Here is a 20,171-nt window from a genome sequence, read left to right as displayed (position 1 = left end):
CCGCAACGGATGATGGAGCTTTCGTGACCGACGCTGCCATCCAGACCGGTGCCCAGGCGACGAGCCTGGGCACTGGCCTGCAGATCACTGCCCTCAACAAGGTGTTCACCGTCGGGCGCAAGCAGGTCGTGGCACTGCAAGACGCCGACCTGCACACCGACCAGGGGTCTTTCCTCTCCCTGCTCGGGCCCTCCGGGTGCGGCAAGTCGACCATCCTGCGGATCCTCGCGGGGCTGGAAGAGCCGACGAGCGGCACGACCCGCGTCGACGGCAAGAGCCCGAAAGAGCTGCGGCGGGCCGGAGAGCTCGGAATCGCCTTCCAAGACTCCGCTCTGCTGCCGTGGCGCAGCGTGCAGTCCAACATCCAGCTGCCCTTCGAGGTCGCCGGCCGCCCCGTCGACCGCGACTACGTCAGAGAGATGATCGAACTCGTCGGGCTCACGGGCTTCGAGAAGGCCAAGCCCGCGCAGCTGTCGGGCGGCATGCGTCAGCGCGTGTCGATCGCGCGGTCGCTCATCATGAAGCCGTCGGTGCTGCTGTTCGACGAGCCGTTCGGAGCGCTCGACGACATGACGCGGCAGAAGCTCAACCTCGAGCTCCTGCGCATCTGGACCGAGAAGCCGGCGACGACGCTCCTGGTCACGCACGGCATCTCCGAGGCGATCTTCCTCTCCGACCAGGTCGCCGTCATGAGTCCCCGACCCGGTCGCATCAAAGAGGTCATGGAGATCGACCTGCCGCGGCCGCGCCTTCCCGAGAGGATGCGCACCCCCGAGTTTCACGCGCACGTCGACCGCGCGTCCGAGCTCCTCTTCGGCGCAGGAGGGGCCGCGGCCGATGACCACTGATCAGGTGGTGTCGCGCGGCGCCGCCGTGCGCGCTGTGCGCCTTCCCGCGTGGGCGAGCGGAGTGCTGGGAGCGATCGGGATCGTCCTCGTGTGGTGGCTGCTCGCGGCCACCGTGTTCTCGAACGTCGGGCCCGGCGGCGTGCAGGCCATCCCCACCCCGCCCCAGGTCGTCGAAGAGTTCGTGCAGACCGGGTGGTCCTACTTCGCCCGCAACTTCTCGGTCACGATCATCGAGGCGGGCACGGGCTACCTGCGGGGGAACGGCCTCGCGCTCCTGCTCGCCGCGCTTGTGCTCGTCGTGCCGCGCCTCGAGGGCGTGGTGATGCAGCTGGCGATCATCACCTACTGCATCCCCATCGTCGCGATCGGCATGCTGCTGGTCGTCATCATCCCGGTGCCCAAGCCGGGCGAGCCGTCGGGCACGGCCTCGTTCCTCGCCGCGCTCGCGGTGTTCTTCACCACGGTCGTCGGCGCCCTGCTGGGGCTCAAGGCGGCGGATCGTGCGAGCCTCGACGTCGTCACCGTCTACGGCGGCACGCGCCTCACGCAGCTGCGCAAGATCCGGCTGATCGCCGCGCTTCCCGCCATCCTCAATGCGCTGCAGATCGCCGTGCCGGCCGCCTTTCTCGGCGCTGTGCTCGGCGAGTTCTTCGGCAAGGTCGAGCTGGGTGTCGGGCCCGCGATGATCGCCGCGCAACAGGCGTTGGATGCCCCGCGTGTCTGGGCCCTCGCGCTCGTGTCGGGGGCGGTCGCCCTGATCGGCTACGCCCTTCTCGGCGTGATCGCGCGCGCGGTCGCTCCCTGGTCGAAGGGGGCACGCCGATGACCGCGGCGGTGACGGCCGCGTCGGTGGCCCCGGCATCCGCCGTGGCCCGCCGCCGAACGCGTTCCGCGGGCCTGCGCGCCGCCCTGTCGGGCTTCGCGACGTTCGTGCTGACGATCGTCGCCGTCCTCGCGCTGTGGGCGGGATCGCTGTGGATCTTCCACGTGAACCCGTATGTGGGCAAGGGCCCGCTCGACGTCTGGAACTACCTGTTCACGGTGCCCGGGGCCGAGGCGAACCGCGCCGCCGTGTTCGGCCAGTTGTGGGTGTCGCTGGGTCATGCCGCGGTCGGTTTCGTCGCGGGGCTCGTCGTTGCCGTGCTCGTCGCGGCGATCTTCCAGCTCAGTGCGGCCGCCGAGCACGCGCTCATGCCGCTCGCGATGCTGCTGCGGTCTGTGCCGCTGGTCGCGATGGCACCCGTGATCATCCTGATCTTCGGGCGCGATTTCGCCACGATCGCGGTCCTCGGCGGCATCGTCGTGCTGTTCCCTGCGCTCGTCACGATCGCGTTCGGGCTGAAGTCGGCACCCGCCCACATGAGCGACCTCGTCTCGGTGTATGGCGGTTCGCCCTACACGGTGCTGCGCAAGGTCGCCCTGCCGAGTGCCCTGCCCTCGCTCCTCGCGGCGGTGCGCATCTCGGTGCCGGGCGCGATCACCGGCGCGCTCCTGGCCGAATGGCTCGCGGTCGGCGGCGGCATCGGCGGTGCCTTCGGCGGTTACGTCGCGGCGGCGCAGTTCTCGGCTGTGTGGTCATCGGTTGCGGTGATCACGATCGCGGCGCTCGTGCTCTACAACGTCGTCCACATTCTCGAAGCGGTCGTGCTCGCCCGGATGGGCATGCTCGACCGCGGCTGACCCCCGCTCCGAAAGGCCCCCATGACAGACCTCACCGCCTTCGCCTTCGGCCTGCCCAAGGCAGAGCTCCACCTGCACCTCGAGGGCACGCTCGAGCCCGAGCTGAAGTTCGCGCTCGCCGCGCGAAACGGCGTCGCGTTGGCGCAGCAGACGGTCGACGAGGTGCGCGCAACCTACGACTTCACCGATCTGACGAGCTTTCTCGCGGTCTACTACCCGGCCATGGAGGTGCTCCAGACCGCCGACGACTTCCACGACCTGGCGTGGGCGTACCTGCTGCGGGCGAAGGAGCAGGGAGTCGTGCACGCCGAGATGTTCTTCGACCCCCAGGCCCACACCAGTCGCGGCGTTCCCTTCTCGACCGTCATCGGCGGGTACCGCCGTGCCGCGGTGCGCGCGCAAGACGAGTTGGGCATCTCGGCCGAGCTCATCCTCTGCTTCCTGCGCGACCTCTCTGCCGAGTTCGCGATGGCGACGCTCATGGAGGCGCTCGATTACAAGCAGTGGATCGTGGGCGTCGGGCTCGACTCCGACGAGCGCGACAACCCGCCGTCCCTGTTCGCCGCCGTGTTCGCCCGGGCCAAGGCCGAGGGCTTCTTTCTCACGATGCACTGCGACATCGACCAGGTCGGCTCGATCGACAACATCGGCGCGGCGGTGCGAGACATCCGCGTCGACCGCATCGACCACGGCACGAACATCGTCGAAGACCCGGCGCTCGTCGCCCTCGCGAAAGAGCGCGGCCTCGGCTTCACCTGCTGCCCCGTGTCGAACTCGTTCGTGACCGAGCAGATGAAAGCCGACGAGATCGTCGCGCTCATGCGCGAGGGAGTGCGGGTGACGATCAACTCCGACGACCCGGCCTACTTCGGCGCCTACGTCGCCGACAACTACGTCGCCCTCGCCGCACAGGCGGGCCTCGACGAGGCCGACCTCGCGCAACTCGCGATCAACTCGTTCGAGGCATCCTGGCTCACTCCCGCCCGCCGCGACGCGTATGTGTCGGCCGTGCGCGACTACGCCGCGCAACACGGCGTGAGCCTTCCCGTCTGATCGCCGTGGTGGGGCCGTCAGTCCGCCTCGACGGCGCCGCGCGCGTTGTAGACGACCGCGTCGCTCGCGCCGTACGCGCGGTAGACGGCGACGGCGTCGTCGTATCCGACACCGGAGGTGACACGGATGCCTCGGCGTTCGAACTGCTCGGCCCAGTCATCGACCATCGGGCCTTCGTCGAACCCGGTGAGCTCTTCGAGCAGGTCGCCCTCTCCGGCCACCACGAGCGCGCGCACACCGCTCCACATCGTCGCGCCGTAGCACTGCACGCAGGGGCGCCAGTTGACCACGAGCGTCAGGCGGTCGCCGTTCGCGCCGAGGTCCCACCTGCCGAGGGCGCGCTGGGCGAGCGCGAGCGCCATCACCTCGGCGTGGGCCGACGTGACCCCCGATTCGAGCACGACGTTCACCCCCACCGACACGAGCGTGCCGGTGGCCTCGTCGACCACGATCGCGGCGAAGGGGCCTCCGTTGCCGGCGCGCCAGTTGCGGTCGGCGAGCTCGTTCACGAGCCGCATCTGCTCGTCGGCGGTCGGCAGCACGGCGGGCAGCGAGTCGAGGTCGTCGACGAGCCACGCGGGCAGCGACGCGGTGAACGAGGTGGCGAGTGCGGTCATGACCGCGACGCTACCGCCGGCGTGTTTCGGCGAGGCTACGACCGATGCGCGCGCGGGGCATGGCTGTGGGGGTGTTCGAGGCGGGGCGGGCTCGCACGACTGGGTCTTCGGGGGCGGAGAGTGGGATACTCGGGAACGCCTGACCGCGACAGAGAGGCCCCCGTGGGAACCGCCACCTTCGAACCGACCGTGCACTACACCTCGACCACTGTGGCGCAGATCCACGTGGGCGGCGAGATCGACGAGGTCTTCGCCTCGACCGAAGAGGGCCTGCGAGCCCGCATCGTCGAGGCGATCCGTCTGCTCGCCGCCTCGGCGGGCGAGCCCGTGACCGCGACGGTCGTCGACGGCGCGGTGCGTTGGCCGCTCATCGTGCACCCCGACGGCAGCTTCATCGAGGCCACCGCGCTCGCCGAAACCGAAGACGGCGAACCCGCGTCGGCCCCCCGGGCGCTCCGCACCGGAGAAGTGCCCGTGCTGGATGCCGCTGACGCGCCCTCCACGGAGGCGGTGGTGGCTCCTGCTGCGGCTCCTGCGCCGGCTCCTGCGGTTGAGGTTGCGGCCGAGGTCGCGGCCCCGTCCCCGGCCGAGTCCGGGGAGGTTCCCGCCGCCGCGGCTCCCGTCGCAGCCTCCGCACCCGACGTGCCCGTGTTCGAGACTGCGCCTGCCGAGGCATCCGTTCCGCGTGAGAGCGCGCCCGAGGCATCCGCCCCCGCGGGGCCGCTGCGCAGCACCACCGCGCGTCGCGAGCCGGCGCCCCGCGATCCGGTGCAGCGCGTGACGCCGACCGTCGAAGACCTGCTCGGCTCGCGCGCCGACCGTGTCAAGCCGCGCGCGACCGAGGGATGGCAGGGCGCGATCCGGCGGGCGACCGGCGGTGCGGTCTCGCCGCGCCCCGGCAAGGCCGAGCAATCGCGACTCGACCGCGAGCGGGTCGTGCAGCGCCGGCTCGACGGGCCGCGCACGATCGTCGTGCTCAACCCCAAGGGCGGCGCCCACAAGACGACCTCGACGCTGCTGCTGGCCGCGACCTTCGGCACGCAGCGCGGCGGCGCGACCCTGGCCTGGGACAACAACGAAACCCGCGGCACCCTGGGCTGGCGCGCGCAGAACGCGCCGCACCACCGCACCGCCGTCGACCTGCTCGAGCACCTGGATTCGTTCGCCGAGCCGAGCCAGGCGAGCCTCGCCGCCCTCGACACGTACGTGCGCACGCAGGTCGACGCCCGGTTCGACGTGCTGGCATCCGATGAAGACGCCGCGGCGTCGTCGTCGATCGACGCGGCGGCGTTCGACCGCCTGCACGGCGTGCTGTCGCGGTACTACCGACTGTTGATCGTCGACACCGGCAACAACATGCGGGCCTCGAACTGGGTCGCCGCGGTCGCCGCCGCCGACCAACTCGTGATCGTCTCGACCGTGCGCGAAGACACCGCCGCGAGCGCCGCGTGGCTGCTCGACGGACTGCGCGAGAAGGGCTTCGACCGCAAGATCGACGACGCGGTCACGATCCTCGCCGCCCCGTCGGCCAAGCCCGACCGCAAACTCACCGAGCGCCTCGAGCGCCACTTCGCGCAGGTCACGGGCGACGTCGTGCACGTGCCCTTCGACCCTGCGCTCGTCGACGGCGGACCGATCGACTTCGACGCCCTGTCGCCCGAGAGCCGGGATGCCTGGCTGTCGGTCGCGGCATCCATCGCTCAGCGCCTCTGACCCGCGCGGGCGCGCTGGGCGCGCGCGCCCGTCCGGCGCGCGTTTGCCCGCGCGGCGCGCGCTTCCGTCCGGCGGTCTCTCGTGCGTCCGCCCGCCAGCCAGCGCTGTCGATTCCTGCGTGCGCTGCGCATTCTTCGACAGCGCGTGCAGGAATCAGCAGCGCGCGCAGGAATCAGCAGCGCGTGCAGGAATCAGCAGCGCGCGCAAGATTCAGCAGCGCGCGAAGGATGCCGCAGCGCGCCAGCCCCCGCACGCCCGCGGCCCTCAGGTGCGGACGACGATGTTCTCGGGCTCTTCGCCGGCGAGCAGGTGGGCGATCTGGCGGCGCACGAGCGCGGCGATCCGCGGATGCATGGCGCTCGAGTCTCCGCCGACGTGGGGCGAGATCAGCACCCCGGGCGATGACCACAGCGGGTGCCCGGCCGGCAGCGGCTCGGGGTCGGTCACGTCGAGCGCCGCGCGCAGGCGCCCCGACCCGGTGTGCCGCACGAGCGCGTCGGTGTCGATGAGCGGCCCGCGCCCCACGTTCACGACGAGGGCGCCGTCGGGAAGCGCGGCGAGCTCGCTCTCGCCGATGATGTGGCGCGTGGCATCCCCGCCGGGGAGGGTGAGGATCACGATCTCGGCGCTCGGCAGCAGTCCGGGCAGCTCGTCGATGCCGTGCACGGCCACGCCGTCTTCGCTGCGCGCGTGCGACGCGACCGGCACGAGGTCGACCTCGAACCGCGCGAGGCGGCGCGCCACGGCCTTGCCCACCCCGCCGTAGCCGACGAGCAGCACGCGCCGGTCGGCGAGGCTCTGCGCGTACTGCGGCGCCCACCGGCCCGCCGCGGTATCGCGGGCGAAGTCGTCGAGGTGTCGCTGCAGGGCGAGCGTGAGCCCGACGGCGAGCTCGGCGGTGGATGCCTCGTGCACCGTCGCGGCGTTGGCGAAGACGACTCCCGGCGGCAGCTTCGCCGCGATGTCCTCGTACCCGATCGACTCGCCCTGCACGAGCTGCGTCTCGACCCCCGCGAGGAACGTGAACCCGCTCGTGCCCGACATGTACGGGAGTACGACCAGGTCGATCCGATCGCGCGGCGCGGGGGCATCCATCTCCCAGACGATCACTTCGACCCCCTCGGGCATGGGTTCGAGGTCGCGGGCGAGGCCTGCGGTGGGCACGGAGACGACGAGGCTCATGCTCCGACGCTACCCGCGTCGCACCCTGGGGCCCCGGTCGGCGCGCGGCTCCGGTCGCCGTGCGATGCGGTGGTGAAACACTGCTCGGTGGGGCGGGTGGCCTGTCAAGGCAGGCTTTGGGTTCACTTCGGCGCCAGCGAGCAGGTTCTCCGCACACGCGCATGCACACACCGGCTGACGTGCGCGCCCGTACGTCCCCGGGGACGCCGGCGAGCGGCTGGCCCGCGCATTACTGCGGAGATCTGCGGTTCTGCGGGCGCTCTCGGCTGAGGCATCCGCGGTTGTGCGGAACTCCGCGGTTGTGCGGGTGGATGCCGGGGCGCACCCCGCGCATTACTGCGGAGGTCTGCAGTTCTGCGGGCGCTCTCGTGTGAGGCATCCGCGGTTTTGTGGATCTCCGCGGTTGTGCGGGTGGATGCCGGTGCGCACCCGCGCGCGGCGGGTCAGGCGCCCCGAAGCTCAGGCCGCGGCGGCGGCGAGCGACGCGATCGCGGAGGTGAAGAAGGCCAGGCCGTCGACGCCCGAGCGCATGGCGTCGGGGGTGTTCGGGCCGAAGCCGGGCTCGACCGCGTGCTCGGGGTGGGGCATGAGGCCGACGACGTTGCCGCGCTCGTTCGTGAGCCCGGCGATGTCGTCGAGCGAGCCGTTCGGGTTCACTCCGACGTAACGGAAGGCGACGAGGCCCTCTCCCTCGATGCGCGCGAGCGTGTCGGACGAGCAGATGTAGCCGCCGTCGGCGTTCTTCAGCGGGATCGTGATCTCTTGGCCCTGGGTGAACTCCGAGGTCCAGGCGGTCGTCGCGTTCTCGACGCGCAGGCGCTGGTCGCGGCGGATGAACTGCTGGTGGGCGTTGCGGATCAGTCCGCCCGGCAGCAGGTGCGCCTCGACGAGCATCTGAAAGCCGTTGCAGATGCCGAGGACGGGCATCCCCTTCGCGGCGGCATCCTTCACCTCGGTCATGATCGGGGCGAGGGCCGCGATCGCGCCCGCGCGCAGGTAGTCGCCGTAGCTGAAGCCGCCGGGCAGCACGAGCGCGTCGACGCCCTCGAGGTCGTGCGCACCGTGCCACAGGGCGACCGGCTCGGCCCCGGCGAGGCGGATCGCGCGGCGCGCGTCTCCGTCGTCGAGCGACCCGGGAAAGGTGATGACCCCGACGCGCGCGGTCACTGTGCGGCCTCGGGCGCCGCCTCGTCGGCGACGGAGATGCTGACGACGTCTTCGATGACCGAGTTCGAGAGGATCTCGTCGGCGATGGTCTTCACGGCGGCGAGGGTCTCGGCAGAGGCATCCGCCACCGTCAGCTCGAACCGCTTGCCGATGCGCACGCCGTCGAACCCCTCGTAGCCGAGCCGAGCGAGTGCGCCGGCGACGGCCTTTCCCTGCGGGTCGAGCAACTCGGCCTTGGGCATGACGTCGACGACGATGGTGGGCATTCGAGTCTCCGTGAGGTCGCGCGAGAAGGGTGTGCGCCCAGTCTACGGGGCGAGGGGCGGATGCCTCGGCATCCGCCGTTACCCAAGCGTGACCACGATCGTGGGAGCGCTCCCTTGCGCTCGTGGGAGCGATCCCATATGGTTTCCGGTATCCGATGAGAGCGCTCCCACCGACGGGAGCTCATCGGAGGAAGCACCTCGCACCCACACACCACAAAGGAGTGACACGTGAACACACGCGCACTGCGTCGCACCGGCCTGATCGCCGGTGCCCTGACCACCTCGGCCCTCGTGCTGGCCGGTTGCGCCGGCGGCAGCGGCGGCGCCGCCACGGCCGACCCCAACGAGAAGGTCGAACTGACCGTCGCGACCTTCAACGACTTCGGCTACACCGACGCGCTGCTGGCCGAGTACACCAAAGAGCACCCGAACGTCACGATCGTGCCCAACAAGGCCGCGACCAGCAACGACGCGCGCGCCAACTACTTCCAGAAGCTCGGCAAGACCGGCCTCGCCGACATCGAGGCCATCGAGATCGACTGGATGCCCGAGGTCATGAAGTACTCCGACCTGCTCGCGCCCGTGCCCGCCGACCTGAAGGGCCGCTGGCTCGACTGGAAGGAGAAGGGGGCCACCGACTCCGAGGGGAACCTCATCGGCTACGGCACCGACATCGGCCCCGAGGGCGTCTGCTACCGCTCCGACCTGTTCGCCGCGGCGGGCCTTCCGACCGATCGCGACGAGGTCGCGAAGCTGCTGCAGGGCGACTGGGCGAACTACTTCAAGGTCGGTGCCGACTACACCGCCAAGACCGGCAAGGCGTTCTTCGACTCGGCCGGCGGCACCTACCAGGGCATGATCAACCAGGTCGAGGCGGCCTACGAGAACCCCGACTCCGGCAAGATCGACATCTCGCCTGACGTCGAGAAGATCTACAACGAGGTGCTCGACGCGAGCGCCACCCAGTCGGCACACCTCGGCCAGTGGTCGGATGACTGGATGGCGGGTCTGTCCAACGGCGCCTTCGCCACGATGCTGTGCCCGGGCTGGATGCTCGGCGTGATCTCGGGCAACGCCAAGGACGTCACCGGGTGGGACATCGCCAACGTCTTCCCCGGCGGCGGCGGCAACTGGGGCGGGTCGTACCTGACCGTCCCCGCCAACGGCAAGCACGTCGCCGCGGCGCAGCAGCTCGCCGACTGGCTGACGAGCCCCGAGACGCAGCTGAAGGCCTTCGAGAACGCGGGCACCTTCCCGAGCCAGCTCGAGGCGATGAAGAGCGACACCCTGCTCGACTCGACCAACGAGTTCTTCAACAACGCGCCGGTGGGCCAGATCCTCACCGACCGCGCCAACGCCGTCACCGTGTCGCCGTTCAAGGGTCAGTTCTACTTCCAGATCAACGACGCGATGCAGAAGGCGCTGACCCGTGTCGAAGACGGCACGCAGGACAAGGCCGCCTCGTGGTCGCAGTGGAAGAGCGAAGTCGACGCGATCAAGTAATCCCTCCCATCGGCCGCCCCGCCCGCGCGGGCGGGGCGGCCGATGACCCCCGAAAGGACCGGTCGTCATGACCAGCACCGCGGCACGGCCCGCCAAGCGCATCGGCTTCGGCAGCCGGATGAGCGCGTGGGATCTGAAGATCTCGCCCTACCTGTACATCTCGCCGTTCTTCATCCTTTTCCTCGTCGTCGGGCTCTTCCCGCTCGGGTACACCGCGGTCATCTCGTTCATGGACTGGGACCTCGTGCGGAACTCCGGCACGTTCGTCGGGTTCGACCAGTACGCGACCGTGCTCGCCGACCCGAAGTTCTGGACGGCCCTGCGCAACACCTTCAGCATCTTCTTGCTGTCGACGGTGCCGCAGCTCATCGCGGCGGTCTTCATCGCGGCGATGCTCGACCAGAACATCCGCGCCAAGACCTTCTGGCGCATGGGCGTGCTGCTGCCCTACGTCATGGCGCCGGTGGCGGTCGCGCTGATCTTCTCGAACATGTTCGGCGACCAGTACGGCATCGTGAACACCTGGCTGGGGGCGATCGGCCTCGACCCGGTCAAGTGGCACTCGAACGCGTTCGCCAGCCACATCGCCATCGCGACGATGGTGAACTTCCGCTGGACGGGCTACAACACCCTGATCCTGCTCGCTGCGATGCAGGCGATCCCGCGCGACTACTACGAGGCGGCGACCGTCGACGGCGCCGGCAAGGTGCGCCAGTTCTTCGCGATCACCGTGCCGAGCCTGCGCCCGACCCTCATCTTCGTGATCATCACCTCGACGATCGGCGGCCTGCAGATCTTCGACGAGCCGCGCATGTACGACCAGTACGGCACGGGCGGGGCCAACTACCAGTGGCTCACGATCACGCTCTGGCTCTACAACATCGGCTGGGGCGAGTGGAACTTCGGCCGCGCCGCGGCCCTCGCCTGGATCCTGTTCCTCATCATCCTGGTGATCGGGGTCATCAACCTCTTCATCACCCGCAATCTCGTGCGCGACGAGGGGTCGCGCAGCGACCTCACCAAGGCGCAGATGCGGGCCGCGCGGCGGGATGCCCAGGCATCCGTCGCGGCAGACCGTGCGGCATCCCGCACACCCGCCAAGGAGGCACTCCGATGACCGCTCTCGATGCGCAGCCGGTCGCGATCGCCGATGACGCCGTGCCCGCGGAGGCCCGCGGGCGCCGCAAGCGCCCGCGCCACGTGAAGGGCACCCGGCCCGGTTGGTTCGTCTACGCGTGCCTGGGAGTCGTGCTGCTCGCGAGCGTGTTCCCGTTCTACTGGTCGCTGCTGATCGGCTCGGGCGACTCGTACACGATCCGCGACCCCAACATGTCGTGGATTCCCGGCGGCAACTTCTTCTCGAACGCCGCGAAGGTCATGAACGACCCGGCGGTGAACTTCTGGGTGGCGCTCTGGAACTCGATCATCAGCTCGGGCCTCATCGCCCTGTCGGTCGTGTTCTTCTCCACCCTCGCCGGGTGGGCCTTCGCGAAGCTGCGCTTCCGCGGGTCGAGCTGGCTGCTCGTCTTCGTGATCGCGACGATGGCGGTGCCCACGCAGCTCGGCGTCGTGCCGCTGTACATCCTGTTCAGCGATCTCGGCTGGACGGGCCAGCTCGGCGCGATCATCGTGCCCGCCCTCGTCAGCGCGTTCGGAGTGTTCTGGATGACCCAGTACCTGCGCCAGGCGGTGCCCGACGAGCTCATCGAGGCGGCGCGCGTCGACGGCGCAACCTCGTTCCGCACGTTCCTGACGGTGGGTCTTCCCGCAGCCCGCCCTGCGGCGTCGATGCTCGCGCTGTTCACGTTCGTCTCGGCCTGGAACAACTTCTTCTGGCCGTTCATCGTGCTCGACCGGCAGAACCCGACCCTGCCGGTGGCGCTGTCGCTCTTGCAGTCGAACTACTTCGTCGACTATTCGATCGTGCTCGCCGGCGTGCTGCTGGCGACCATCCCGCTGCTGATCCTGTTCGTCTTCGCGGGCAGACAGCTCGTCAGTGGCATCATGCAAGGTGCGGTCAAGGGCTGACGCCCGACCGGCCTCGGAAGGATCATCATGAGTGAGAACCCCCGCGCCTTCGCGCCCGGATTCCTGTTCGGTGCGGCGACGGCCGCCTACCAGATCGAAGGGGCCGCGTTCGACGACGGCCGCACCGCGTCGATCTGGGACACCTTCAGCCGTGAGCCCGGCGCCGTACTGGGCGGTGACACCGGCGATGTCGCGTGCGACCACTACCACCGCTACCCGGCCGACGTCGCGCTCATGAAAGAGCTCGGCCTCGACACCTACCGCTTCTCGGTGTCGTGGGCGCGGGTGCGACCCGACGGCGGTGCGGTCAACCAGAAGGGCCTCGACTTCTACAAGCGGCTCGTCGACGAGCTGCGCGAGAACGACATCCTGCCCTGGCTCACGCTCTACCACTGGGATCTGCCGCAGGCGATCGAAGACCGCGGCGGTTGGACGGCGCGGTCGACCGCCGAGCAGTTCACCGAGTACGCGCTGTCGGTGCACGACGCGCTCGGCGACCGGGTGCAGAACTGGACGACGCTCAACGAGCCGTGGTGCTCGTCGTTCCTGAGCTACACCGCAGGCATCCACGCACCAGGTCGCACGAGTGTCACCGACGGCGTGCTCGCCGCCCACCACCTGCTGCTCGGCCACGGGCAAACGGTGCGCGAGCTGCGCGCGCGCGACGCCTCGCTCGACCTCGGCATCACGCTGAACCTCACCGTCGCCGAGCCGGTCGACCCGGGCGTGCCCGCCGACGTCGACGCCGCCCGGCGCATCGACGGACAGTTCAACCGCTGGTTCCTCGACCCGGTCTTCCGTGGGGCCTACCCGGTCGATGTGGTCGAAGACATCCGCGCCGTCGCGCCCGAGGCGATCGACGCGCTCGAGGCCGCCACCCTTCCGGGCGACCTTCAGGCGATCTCGACGCCGCTCGACGCCCTCGGCGTGAACTACTACCACGGCGAGTTCGTGGGCGGCTCGCCCGACCCGCAGGCGCCCGCCTCGGGCGACGCGCCCACGACCCGCCGGGTCGCGTCGCCCTTCCCGTCGCACGAGGGCATCTTCTGGCACGATCGTGGCCTGCCCCGCACCAACATGAACTGGGAGGTCGACCCTGCGGGTCTCACCACCCTGCTCGAACGCGTGTGGACCGACTACGCCGAGCCCGCCGGCACCGTGCTCTACGTCACCGAGAACGGGGCGTCGTACGACGACGTCGTCGTGACCGAGGCAGGCGAGACGGATGCCCCGGCCGCGCGCGTGCACGATGCCGAGCGCACCGAGTTCCTGCGCCTGCACCTCGGGGCGATCCGCGACGCGCAGGACCTCGGGATCGACGTGCGCGGCTACTTCTACTGGTCGCTCATGGACAACTTCGAGTGGGCGTGGGGCTACGGCAAGCGCTTCGGCATCGTGCACGTCGACTACGACTCCCTCGAGCGCACGCTGAAAGACAGTGCGCTGGAGTATCGTCGGGTCATCGCGGCCCGCGCGATCGATGTGCCCCAGGGATCCGTCGTCGTCGACGCCGTTCAGAGATAGGCCCGCCGCTGTGACCATCGATACGCCGCGCGCGACAGCGACGATCGAAGAAGTCGCGGCGGCAGCGGGGGTGTCGCGGCCGACCGTGTCGCGGGTCGTGAACGGCTCGACCGCCGTCAGCCCCGCAGCCCTCACGGCGGTGCAGCGGGCGATCGCCGAGCTCAACTACGTGCCCAACCGCGCCGCACGCTCGCTCGCCTCGCGGGCCACGATGGCGATCGCGCTCGTCGTGCCCGAAGACACCACGCGGTTCTTCGGCGACCCGTTCTTCGCCGCCGTGGTCTCGGGCATCAACGCGCGGCTCAGCCGGTCGGACTACGTGCTCAACCTGATCATCGCGAGCGACGACCCGCGTGACAAGACGACCGCCTACGTGCAGAGCGGCGCGGTCGACGGGGCGATCGTCGTGTCGCACCACACGAGCGACACCTTCATCGACCGGATCGCCACCTCGGTGCCGGTCGTCTACGGCGGCCGCCCCTCGCGCGCGCGAGAGAACGACTACTACGTCGACGTCGACAACACCGCCGGCGCGTACCTCGCCACGAAGTACCTGATCGACAAGGGCTTCCGCCGCATCGCGCATGTGTCGGGCCCGGTGTCGATGCCCGCCGGCATCGACCGTCTGGCGGGGTTTCACGCGGCGCTGTCGGATGCCGGGATGGTGCCCGTCGCCGTCGAGGACGGCAACTTCACCGCCGACGGCGGGTCGGCCGCGATGGCGCGCATTCTGCAGTCAGGGGCATCCTTCGACGCCCTCTTCGTCGGCAGCGACCTCATGGCGCGCGGCGCGCTGGCGGTGCTCGGGCGCGCCGGCATCCGCGTGCCCGAAGACGTCGCGATCATCGGCTTCGACGACTCGCCCGTGGCCACCGCCGTGCAGCCGAACCTCACGACCGTACGCCAGCCCTCGCACCAGCAGGGCCAGCAGATGGCCGAGGTGCTGCTGACGCTGCTCGCCGGCGGCGCCCCCGAGCACGTGACTGTGCTCGACACCGAACTCGTGGTGCGCGACTCGGCCTGACCCGCCCCTGCCCTGCTCTGCATGGGGGGGCTCGCGATGTGCTGGGGGGCGATACCCGCCCAGGTGTCACTCGGGCACGGCTCATTTACTGGGGAAGCGTGCCGTAGGGCCACTTGGCGAGGGTGAGAGGATGCCTGGGGTCAGCTCCTTTGTCCAGGTGTCACGTGAGCATGGGTTGTCCACTGGGGAAACGTGCCGAGCCGCCACCTGGGGCAGGCCGACAGGCAGGGCTACTCGGGGTCGCCGCCGAGCTGGCCGATCGGGACGATGGGGCCGCCGTCGTCGGCGCCGGTCTTGCGCCAGCGCGCGATGGCATTGCCGCCGTGGTAGATCACGAGCGCGGCGACCGTGCCGAGCACGATGGCCGAGAAGGTCAGCGAGCCGATGCCCATCGTGAACCCGGCGATCGCGATGACGAACGACACCGCCACCGTGTACTGATTGACCGGGCGCGAGAAGTCGACCTGGTTGTCGACCCAGATCTTGATGCCGATGACGCCGATGAGGCCGTACAGCGCGGTCGTCGCGCCGCCGATGACGCCCGCCGGGATCGTGTTGATCACCGCGCCGATCGCGGGCGAGAACGACAGCAGCACGGCGATCGCACCGGCCACCCAGTACGCCGCGGTCGAGTAGACGCGGGTCGCCGCCATGACGCCGATGTTCTCGCCGTACGTCGTGGTCGCCGAGCCGCCGAACAGGCCCGCGAGGGTGCTCGCCAGGCCGTCGGCCGTCAGCGCGCGGCCCGTGCTCGCATTGATCGTCGGGTCACCGGTCATGGTGGCGACGCCGCGCACGTGCCCGACGTTCTCGGCGATCAGCACGAGGATCACCGGCAGGAAGATCGGCAGCAGGCTCCACGAGACCGGGTCGCCGAAGGCCGGCAGGTGGAACTCGGGCAGGCCGACGAGCGGGGCCGCGGCCACGGCATCCCACGTCACCTGGCCGGTCACGGCCGCGAAGACGTACCCCACGACGACGCCGAGAAAGATCGAGATGCGGCCGAGAAAGCCGCGGAACAGCACGCTGAACACGATGATCGCGACGAGCGTCACGGTGGCGACACCGGGCTGAAGCTTGAAGTTGTTCCAGGCGGCGGGCGCCAGGTTCAACCCGATCAGGGCGACGATCGCACCCGCGACGACGGGCGGCATGAGCTTCTCGATCCAGCGGGTGCCGACCTTCTGCACGAGCAGACCAACGAGCGCGAGCAGCACGCCGGTGATCGCGACGCTCACCATCGCCTGCGTGATCTGCTGGGTCGTCTCGAGCGTCTTGCCGCCGTTGTACGCCTGGATCGGAGCGATGAACGCGAACGACGAACCCAGGTAGCTCGGCAGCTTGTTGCGGGTGATCAGCAGGAACAGAATCGTGCCGACGCCCGAGAAGAACAGCGTCGTCGACACGGGGAATCCGGTGAGGATCGGCACGAGGAACGTCGCCCCGAACATCGCGACGACGTGCTGCGCGCCGATCGCGATGGTGCCGGGCCAGCTCAGGCGCTCGCTGGGCTTGACGACGGCGCCCGGTTCGACGGTGCGGCCGTCGCCGTGGAGGGTCCAGATGGGCATGCGGGTGCTCCTCGATCTGACAGGTGGGTCCGGCGATGCGCCGGCGGTGGGATGCCTGCGCTCAGATTACCTGGGAGAACCCTGGATGCCGTGCGCGCTCAGGCCGTGAGGCGCGCGAGCAGTTCGCGGTATTTGTCGGCGGTGCGCTCCACGATCTCGGCGGGGAGCTCGGGCGGGGTGCCGCGCCCGTCCCAATGCGCCGAGAGCCAGTCGCGCACGATCTGCTTGTCGAAGCTCGCCATCCGCTCGGCCGGTGTTGTGCCCGACGCCCACACCTCGGCATCCCAGTACCGCGACGAATCGCTCGTGAGCACCTCGTCGGCGAGGGTGAGCACGCCGTCGTCGTCGAGTCCGAACTCGAACTTCGTGTCGGCCAGGATCAACCCGTGCGCCTCGGCGGTCGCCGCCGCGCGACGGTAGATCGCGAGCGACGTGTCGCGCAGCTCCGCCGCATGCTCGGCGCCCACGAGCTCCTCGGCCTGCGCGAACGAGATGTTCTCGTCGTGCTCGCCCATCGGCGCCTTGTATGCGGGCGTGAAGATCGGCTCGGGCAGGCGGTCGCCGTCCGCCAGGCCTGCCGGCAGCGGGATGCCGCAGACGGTGCCGGATGACTGGTACTCCTTCCAGCCCGACCCGGTGAGGTAGCCGCGCACCACGCACTCGATCGGCAGCATGTCGAGACTGCGGACGACCATCGCGCGCCCGGCGACGGCCGCGGGGATGAGGTCGACCAGGTCGTCGGCGGTGTTCGCCTCGCCGTCGGCGCCGAGGGTGAGCACGTGGGAGGGGGCGAGGTGGTTCGGCACCCGCTCGCCGCCGTCGGCGCCCGCGAGCTGGTCGAACCACCACAGGCTGAGCGTCGTCAGCAGCACGCCCTTGCCCGGGATGCCCGGGCTCAGCACGTGGTCGAACGCGCTCACACGGTCGCTCGCGACGACGAGCATGTGCCCCTCGACGAGCTCGGGGACCGCCTGGGGCTCGAGGTCGGCCGAGGCGTCGGGGGGTGTATCGGACGACGGGCGGTACAGGTCGCGCACCTTCCCCGAGTACACGTGGGTCCAGCCGGGCAGGTCCAGGGCATCCGTCACGGCACCATTATCGCGGGTCTGCCGGTCGCGTCTGCAGGGCCGCCCCGGGCGGGCGACGCGGGTCACGCCGCCCGCCCGTACCGTTTCGCAGGACCACCGCCGTACGTGGCCGGCCCGACCCCCGCGATTACGGGCTCGCGCCGCGCGCTCGAGGTCGGCGGTCCTGCATCAGTGACCGCTCGGGCCGCGCACCGGCTGGCGCCGCGCTCATCGCGCATGCGTAGGCGGGGCCCGCACGCTCAGCGCGGCGTGATCTCGTCGACGAAGGCGAAGGCCTCGGCGACGACGTCCGGCCACAGGTCGGTGGCGTCTTCGCCGACGAACACCCACTCGCGCATGGCGCGGTCGCGCATGACCATCCGCTCGCCGCGCCCGGTGTCGGCGAGGGCCGTCACGCGCGCCTCGGGGAGTTTCGCGATCAGCCCGTCGCGATACCCCATGAACGCGAACACCTTGCCGCGGATGCGGAGCCCCTCGCTCCCGAACATCGGCCCGATGTCGACGCCCGCCCGCTCGAGATAACCGGCGCTGATCCCGTCGAAGACCTCGCGGGCAGCCCTGCTCATGCGGGGATCGTAGCGCGGCGGATGAGGTGGTGCGAGGCATCCATCGGCTGTATAGTCCAAGTGGACTAATCGATACGGAGTACCTATGCCTGACATCGCACGCCTCACCCCGCTCGGGGTCATGGTGCTCGCGCTGCTGCGCGAAGACGCCATGCACCCGTACGAGATGATCCGGCTCATGCGGCAGCGCCACGACGACCGCATCGTGTCGATCACGAACGGCACGCTCTATCACACGGTGGCGCGCCTCGAGAAGCAGGGCCTGCTGACCGAGGTGGGCGTCGACCGCGACGGGAACCGCCCCGAACGCACGACGTATGCGCTGACGGATGCCGGGGAGGCGGCCATCATCGACTGGGTGCGTCGAGAGCTTCCGCGGCTCGGCCGTACCACCGAGTACCGGGTCGCGCTCGCCGAGGCGCACAACCTCGACCGTGACGAGACGATCGCGCTGCTGCGCCGTCGCCTCGCCGCTCTGGACGAGGAGCTCGCCGTCTACCGGGACGGGCTGGCGAAGGCGCGCGAAGGCTCGTCCCTCGAGCAGTACCTCATCGAGGCCGACCGCGAGCACGCGATGCTCACGGCCGACCGATCGTGGCTCGCCGCCCTCATCGAGCGACTCGCCCACCCCGACTTCGTGTGGGGGACACACGAACAGACCGACCGTTATCTGGCTCAGAGAGAGGCCGCACGGCAATGACCGAACACACCACCCCCTCGACCGGCTCGGGGACCGCGCCCGGCGGTTCGGGGGTCGCCTCCGGCGCGCCGGGCACCGGCGCGAACCGCGCGCACGCGCGGCACCGCCCACAACCCGTGGCCCGCCCTGTGGGCGCTCGTCATCGGGTTCTTCATGATCCTCGTCGACACGACGATCGTCTCGGTCGCCAACCCCGCCATCAAAGCGGCGCTCGACCCCGACACCGTGAACCTCGACAACGTCGTGTGGGTCACCTCGGCCTACCTGCTCGCCTACGCGGTGCCGCTGCTGATCACCGGCCGCCTCGGCGACCGCTTCGGCCCGAAGAAGATCTACCTGATCGGGCTCGCGATCTTCACGCTCGCCTCGCTCGGGTGCGGACTGTCATCGACGCTGACGATGCTCATCGTGTTCCGCGCGGTGCAGGGCTTCGGGGCATCCCTCATGACGCCGCAGACGATGGCGGTCATCACCCGCACCTTCCCGCCCACCCAGCGCGGTGCGGCGATGGGCCTGTGGGGTGCGACCTCGGGCGTCGCCATGCTCGTCGGCCCGCTCGCCGGCGGCCTGCTCGTCGACGGCCTCGGGTGGGAGTGGATCTTCTTCGTGAACCTGCCGGTGGGCGTCATCGGCTTCGTGCTCGCGTGGATGCTGGTGCCGAACCTCGAGACCCACCGCCACCGCTTCGACATGGTCGGGGTGTTCCTGAGCGCGCTCGGCCTGTTCCTCGTGGTCTTCGGCCTGCAAGAGGGCGAGCACTACGACTGGGCGCCGTGGGTGTGGGCGATGATCATCGGCGGCGTGCTCGTGATCGCGCTGTTCCTCTGGCAGCAGTCGCGCACCAAGAGCGAGCCGCTCGTGCCCCTCGAGCTCTTCCGCGACCGCAACTTCTCGGTCGCCAACATCGGCATCGCCACCGTCGGCTTCGCGGTGACGGCCATGTCGCTGCCGATGATGTTCTTCTACCAGCTCGCCCGCGGCCTCACCCCGACGCAGTCGGCGCTGCTGCTGATCCCCATGGCCGTGATCGCCGGCGTGCTCTCGCCGGTGGCGGGTCGCGGGCTCGACCGCGTCGACCCGCGGCTGCTGCTCGTGCCCGGCCTGCTGCTGAGCGCCATCGCCATCTTCTGGTACTCGGCGCTCATGCACCCCGACACCGAGATCTGGATGTTCCTGCTGCCCTCGGCCCTGATGGGTGTCGGCCAGGCCGGAATGTGGGGCCCGCTCGCCACGACCGCGACCCGCAACCTGCAGCCGCGCCAGGCCGGCGCCGGCTCGGGCATCTACAACACCACCCGCACGATCGGCTCGGTGCTCGGCTCGGCGGCGATCGCCGCCCTCATGCAAGGCCGCCTCGAGGCGAACCTGCCAGGCGCGGGCGATGCCGGCGGCGAGTTCGGGTCGGGGCAGCTGCCCGACTTCGTCGTCGCCGGGTTCTCCGACGCCATGTCGCAGTCGATGCTGCTGCCCGGCATCGTGCTCGTGGTCGGCGTCATCGCGGTGCTGTTCATGCAGCGGCCGGCGCACCTCGGCAAGCGCTGACGGTAGCGACGCCCTCAATCGACGCCCCCGGCGCGCGCTCCACGCGCGGCCGGGGGCGTTGCGCTGCGCGCGGACCGGCGGGTGCGGGCCGGCGGGTGC

19 protein-coding genes are annotated in these 20,171 nt (G+C 70.1%); 12 read left to right on the top strand and 7 right to left on the bottom strand.

The window, feature by feature from the left end:
- The first annotated feature begins 38 nt into the window (after positions 1-38).
- The 4 genes from G3N18_RS10625 to add are packed head-to-tail and all read left to right on the top strand — an operon-like array spanning position 39 to position 3,581.
- A complete protein-coding gene (locus G3N18_RS10625; protein WP_196384251.1) occupies positions 39-848 on the top strand; it encodes an ATP-binding cassette domain-containing protein in 810 nt (269 codons plus the stop codon).
- Positions 838-1,674 carry an ABC transporter permease gene (locus G3N18_RS10620; protein WP_196384242.1) on the top strand — a complete coding sequence of 279 codons (837 nt, stop codon included), beginning with the start codon at positions 838-840 and terminating at the stop codon, positions 1,672-1,674. Before G3N18_RS10625 ends, G3N18_RS10620 begins: the two co-directional genes overlap by 11 nt.
- Positions 1,671-2,528 carry an ABC transporter permease gene (locus G3N18_RS10615; RefSeq protein ID WP_196384241.1) on the top strand — a complete coding sequence of 286 codons (858 nt, stop codon included), beginning with the start codon at positions 1,671-1,673 and terminating at the stop codon, positions 2,526-2,528. The genes G3N18_RS10620 and G3N18_RS10615 overlap by 4 nt, the downstream gene beginning before the upstream one ends.
- Positions 2,529-2,549: 21 nt before the next feature.
- Complete coding sequence (gene add, locus G3N18_RS10610) at positions 2,550-3,581, top strand: adenosine deaminase (protein WP_196384240.1); 1,032 nt, start codon at positions 2,550-2,552, stop codon at positions 3,579-3,581.
- 17 nt (positions 3,582-3,598) lie between these two features.
- On the opposite strand, the gene G3N18_RS10605 is transcribed toward add, so the two are convergent.
- On the bottom strand, positions 3,599-4,198 hold the full coding sequence (locus G3N18_RS10605) for a nucleoside deaminase (protein WP_196384239.1): 600 nt from the start codon (positions 4,196-4,198) through the stop codon (positions 3,599-3,601).
- A 162-nt stretch (positions 4,199-4,360) separates the two neighbouring features.
- Between G3N18_RS10605 and G3N18_RS10600 the strand changes: the two genes are divergently transcribed.
- Positions 4,361-5,911, top strand: a complete 1,551-nt coding sequence (locus G3N18_RS10600) for a MinD/ParA family ATP-binding protein (protein WP_196384238.1) — start codon at positions 4,361-4,363, stop codon at positions 5,909-5,911.
- A 264-nt stretch (positions 5,912-6,175) separates the two neighbouring features.
- Here the strand turns inward: G3N18_RS10600 and G3N18_RS10595 are convergent, their stop codons facing one another.
- The 3 genes from G3N18_RS10595 to purS all read right to left on the bottom strand — a co-directional run bounded on the left by G3N18_RS10595 (position 6,176) and on the right by purS (position 8,526).
- Entirely contained in the window at positions 6,176-7,093 is a 918-nt protein-coding gene (locus G3N18_RS10595) for a 2-hydroxyacid dehydrogenase (protein ID WP_196384237.1), read from the bottom strand.
- Between the two features lie 459 nt (positions 7,094-7,552).
- Positions 7,553-8,260 (bottom strand): phosphoribosylformylglycinamidine synthase subunit PurQ, encoded by a 708-nt coding sequence (purQ, locus tag G3N18_RS10590; protein WP_196384236.1) that lies wholly within the window; start codon positions 8,258-8,260, stop codon positions 7,553-7,555.
- The gene (purS, locus tag G3N18_RS10585) at positions 8,257-8,526 is read right to left on the bottom strand and encodes a phosphoribosylformylglycinamidine synthase subunit PurS (protein WP_196384235.1); all 270 of its coding nucleotides are present in this window, start codon (positions 8,524-8,526) and stop codon (positions 8,257-8,259) included. The genes purQ and purS overlap by 4 nt, the downstream gene beginning before the upstream one ends.
- Before the next feature lie 228 nt (positions 8,527-8,754).
- Here purS and G3N18_RS10580 point away from each other — a divergent pair, with 228 nt between their 5' ends.
- From G3N18_RS10580 to G3N18_RS10560, 5 genes are all read left to right on the top strand, one after another.
- Entirely contained in the window at positions 8,755-10,029 is a 1,275-nt protein-coding gene (locus G3N18_RS10580; protein WP_196384234.1) for an extracellular solute-binding protein, read from the top strand.
- Positions 10,030-10,096: 67 nt separating this feature from the next.
- The gene (locus G3N18_RS10575) at positions 10,097-11,146 is read left to right on the top strand and encodes a carbohydrate ABC transporter permease (protein ID WP_196384233.1); all 1,050 of its coding nucleotides are present in this window, start codon (positions 10,097-10,099) and stop codon (positions 11,144-11,146) included.
- On the top strand, positions 11,143-12,057 hold the full coding sequence (locus G3N18_RS10570) for a carbohydrate ABC transporter permease (RefSeq protein ID WP_196384232.1): 915 nt from the start codon (positions 11,143-11,145) through the stop codon (positions 12,055-12,057). Before G3N18_RS10575 ends, G3N18_RS10570 begins: the two co-directional genes overlap by 4 nt.
- A 27-nt stretch (positions 12,058-12,084) precedes the next feature.
- Positions 12,085-13,581 carry a GH1 family beta-glucosidase gene (locus tag G3N18_RS10565; protein ID WP_196384231.1) on the top strand — a complete coding sequence of 499 codons (1,497 nt, stop codon included), beginning with the start codon at positions 12,085-12,087 and terminating at the stop codon, positions 13,579-13,581.
- A 10-nt stretch (positions 13,582-13,591) separates the two neighbouring features.
- The gene (locus G3N18_RS10560; protein ID WP_338038493.1) at positions 13,592-14,605 is read left to right on the top strand and encodes a LacI family DNA-binding transcriptional regulator; all 1,014 of its coding nucleotides are present in this window, start codon (positions 13,592-13,594) and stop codon (positions 14,603-14,605) included.
- A 230-nt stretch (positions 14,606-14,835) separates the two neighbouring features.
- Here G3N18_RS10560 and G3N18_RS10555 read toward each other — a convergent pair whose 3' ends face one another.
- The 3 genes from G3N18_RS10555 to G3N18_RS10545 form a co-directional block, all read right to left on the bottom strand.
- Positions 14,836-16,176 (bottom strand): uracil-xanthine permease family protein, encoded by a 1,341-nt coding sequence (locus G3N18_RS10555; RefSeq protein WP_196384229.1) that lies wholly within the window; start codon positions 16,174-16,176, stop codon positions 14,836-14,838.
- A 98-nt stretch (positions 16,177-16,274) separates the two neighbouring features.
- Positions 16,275-17,264 carry a phosphoribosylaminoimidazolesuccinocarboxamide synthase gene (locus G3N18_RS10550; protein WP_196384228.1) on the bottom strand — a complete coding sequence of 330 codons (990 nt, stop codon included), beginning with the start codon at positions 17,262-17,264 and terminating at the stop codon, positions 16,275-16,277.
- A gap of 239 nt (positions 17,265-17,503) precedes the next feature.
- A complete protein-coding gene (locus tag G3N18_RS10545) occupies positions 17,504-17,830 on the bottom strand; it encodes a hypothetical protein (protein ID WP_196384227.1) in 327 nt (108 codons plus the stop codon).
- Between the two features lie 85 nt (positions 17,831-17,915).
- Here G3N18_RS10545 and G3N18_RS10540 point away from each other — a divergent pair, with 85 nt between their 5' ends.
- Entirely contained in the window at positions 17,916-18,530 is a 615-nt protein-coding gene (locus G3N18_RS10540; RefSeq protein ID WP_196384226.1) for a PadR family transcriptional regulator, read from the top strand.
- A 153-nt stretch (positions 18,531-18,683) separates the two neighbouring features.
- Entirely contained in the window at positions 18,684-20,072 is a 1,389-nt protein-coding gene (locus tag G3N18_RS10535; protein WP_196384225.1) for a DHA2 family efflux MFS transporter permease subunit, read from the top strand.
- Positions 20,073-20,171 lie beyond the last annotated feature (99 nt).

This window comes from Microbacterium paulum, from assembly GCF_015707995.1.
Lineage (GTDB): Bacteria > Actinomycetota > Actinomycetes > Actinomycetales > Microbacteriaceae > Microbacterium > Microbacterium paulum.
Note: the sequence above shows the minus strand (reverse complement) of the source record. Positions and strands in the feature narration are given on the sequence as shown.

Excerpts from the sequence above, each read along its gene's own strand:
- G3N18_RS10595 (WP_196384237.1), bottom strand. The coding sequence starts at position 7,093 with ATGAGCCTCGTCGTCTCCGTGCCCACCGCAGGCCTCGCCCGCGACCTC.
- G3N18_RS10570 (WP_196384232.1), top strand. The coding sequence starts at position 11,143 with ATGACCGCTCTCGATGCGCAGCCGGTCGCGATCGCCGATGACGCCGTG.
- add (WP_196384240.1), top strand. The coding sequence starts at position 2,550 with ATGACAGACCTCACCGCCTTCGCCTTCGGCCTGCCCAAGGCAGAGCTC.
- G3N18_RS10565 (WP_196384231.1), top strand. The coding sequence starts at position 12,085 with ATGAGTGAGAACCCCCGCGCCTTCGCGCCCGGATTCCTGTTCGGTGCG.
- purS (WP_196384235.1), bottom strand. The coding sequence starts at position 8,526 with ATGCCCACCATCGTCGTCGACGTCATGCCCAAGGCCGAGTTGCTCGAC.
- G3N18_RS10545 (WP_196384227.1), bottom strand. The coding sequence starts at position 17,830 with ATGAGCAGGGCTGCCCGCGAGGTCTTCGACGGGATCAGCGCCGGTTAT.
- G3N18_RS10575 (WP_196384233.1), top strand. The coding sequence starts at position 10,097 with ATGACCAGCACCGCGGCACGGCCCGCCAAGCGCATCGGCTTCGGCAGC.
- G3N18_RS10605 (WP_196384239.1), bottom strand. The coding sequence starts at position 4,198 with ATGACCGCACTCGCCACCTCGTTCACCGCGTCGCTGCCCGCGTGGCTC.
- G3N18_RS10615 (WP_196384241.1), top strand. The coding sequence starts at position 1,671 with ATGACCGCGGCGGTGACGGCCGCGTCGGTGGCCCCGGCATCCGCCGTG.
- G3N18_RS10555 (WP_196384229.1), bottom strand. The coding sequence starts at position 16,176 with ATGCCCATCTGGACCCTCCACGGCGACGGCCGCACCGTCGAACCGGGC.
- G3N18_RS10540 (WP_196384226.1), top strand. The coding sequence starts at position 17,916 with ATGCCTGACATCGCACGCCTCACCCCGCTCGGGGTCATGGTGCTCGCG.
- G3N18_RS10620 (WP_196384242.1), top strand. The coding sequence starts at position 838 with ATGACCACTGATCAGGTGGTGTCGCGCGGCGCCGCCGTGCGCGCTGTG.
- G3N18_RS10535 (WP_196384225.1), top strand. The coding sequence starts at position 18,684 with ATGATCCTCGTCGACACGACGATCGTCTCGGTCGCCAACCCCGCCATC.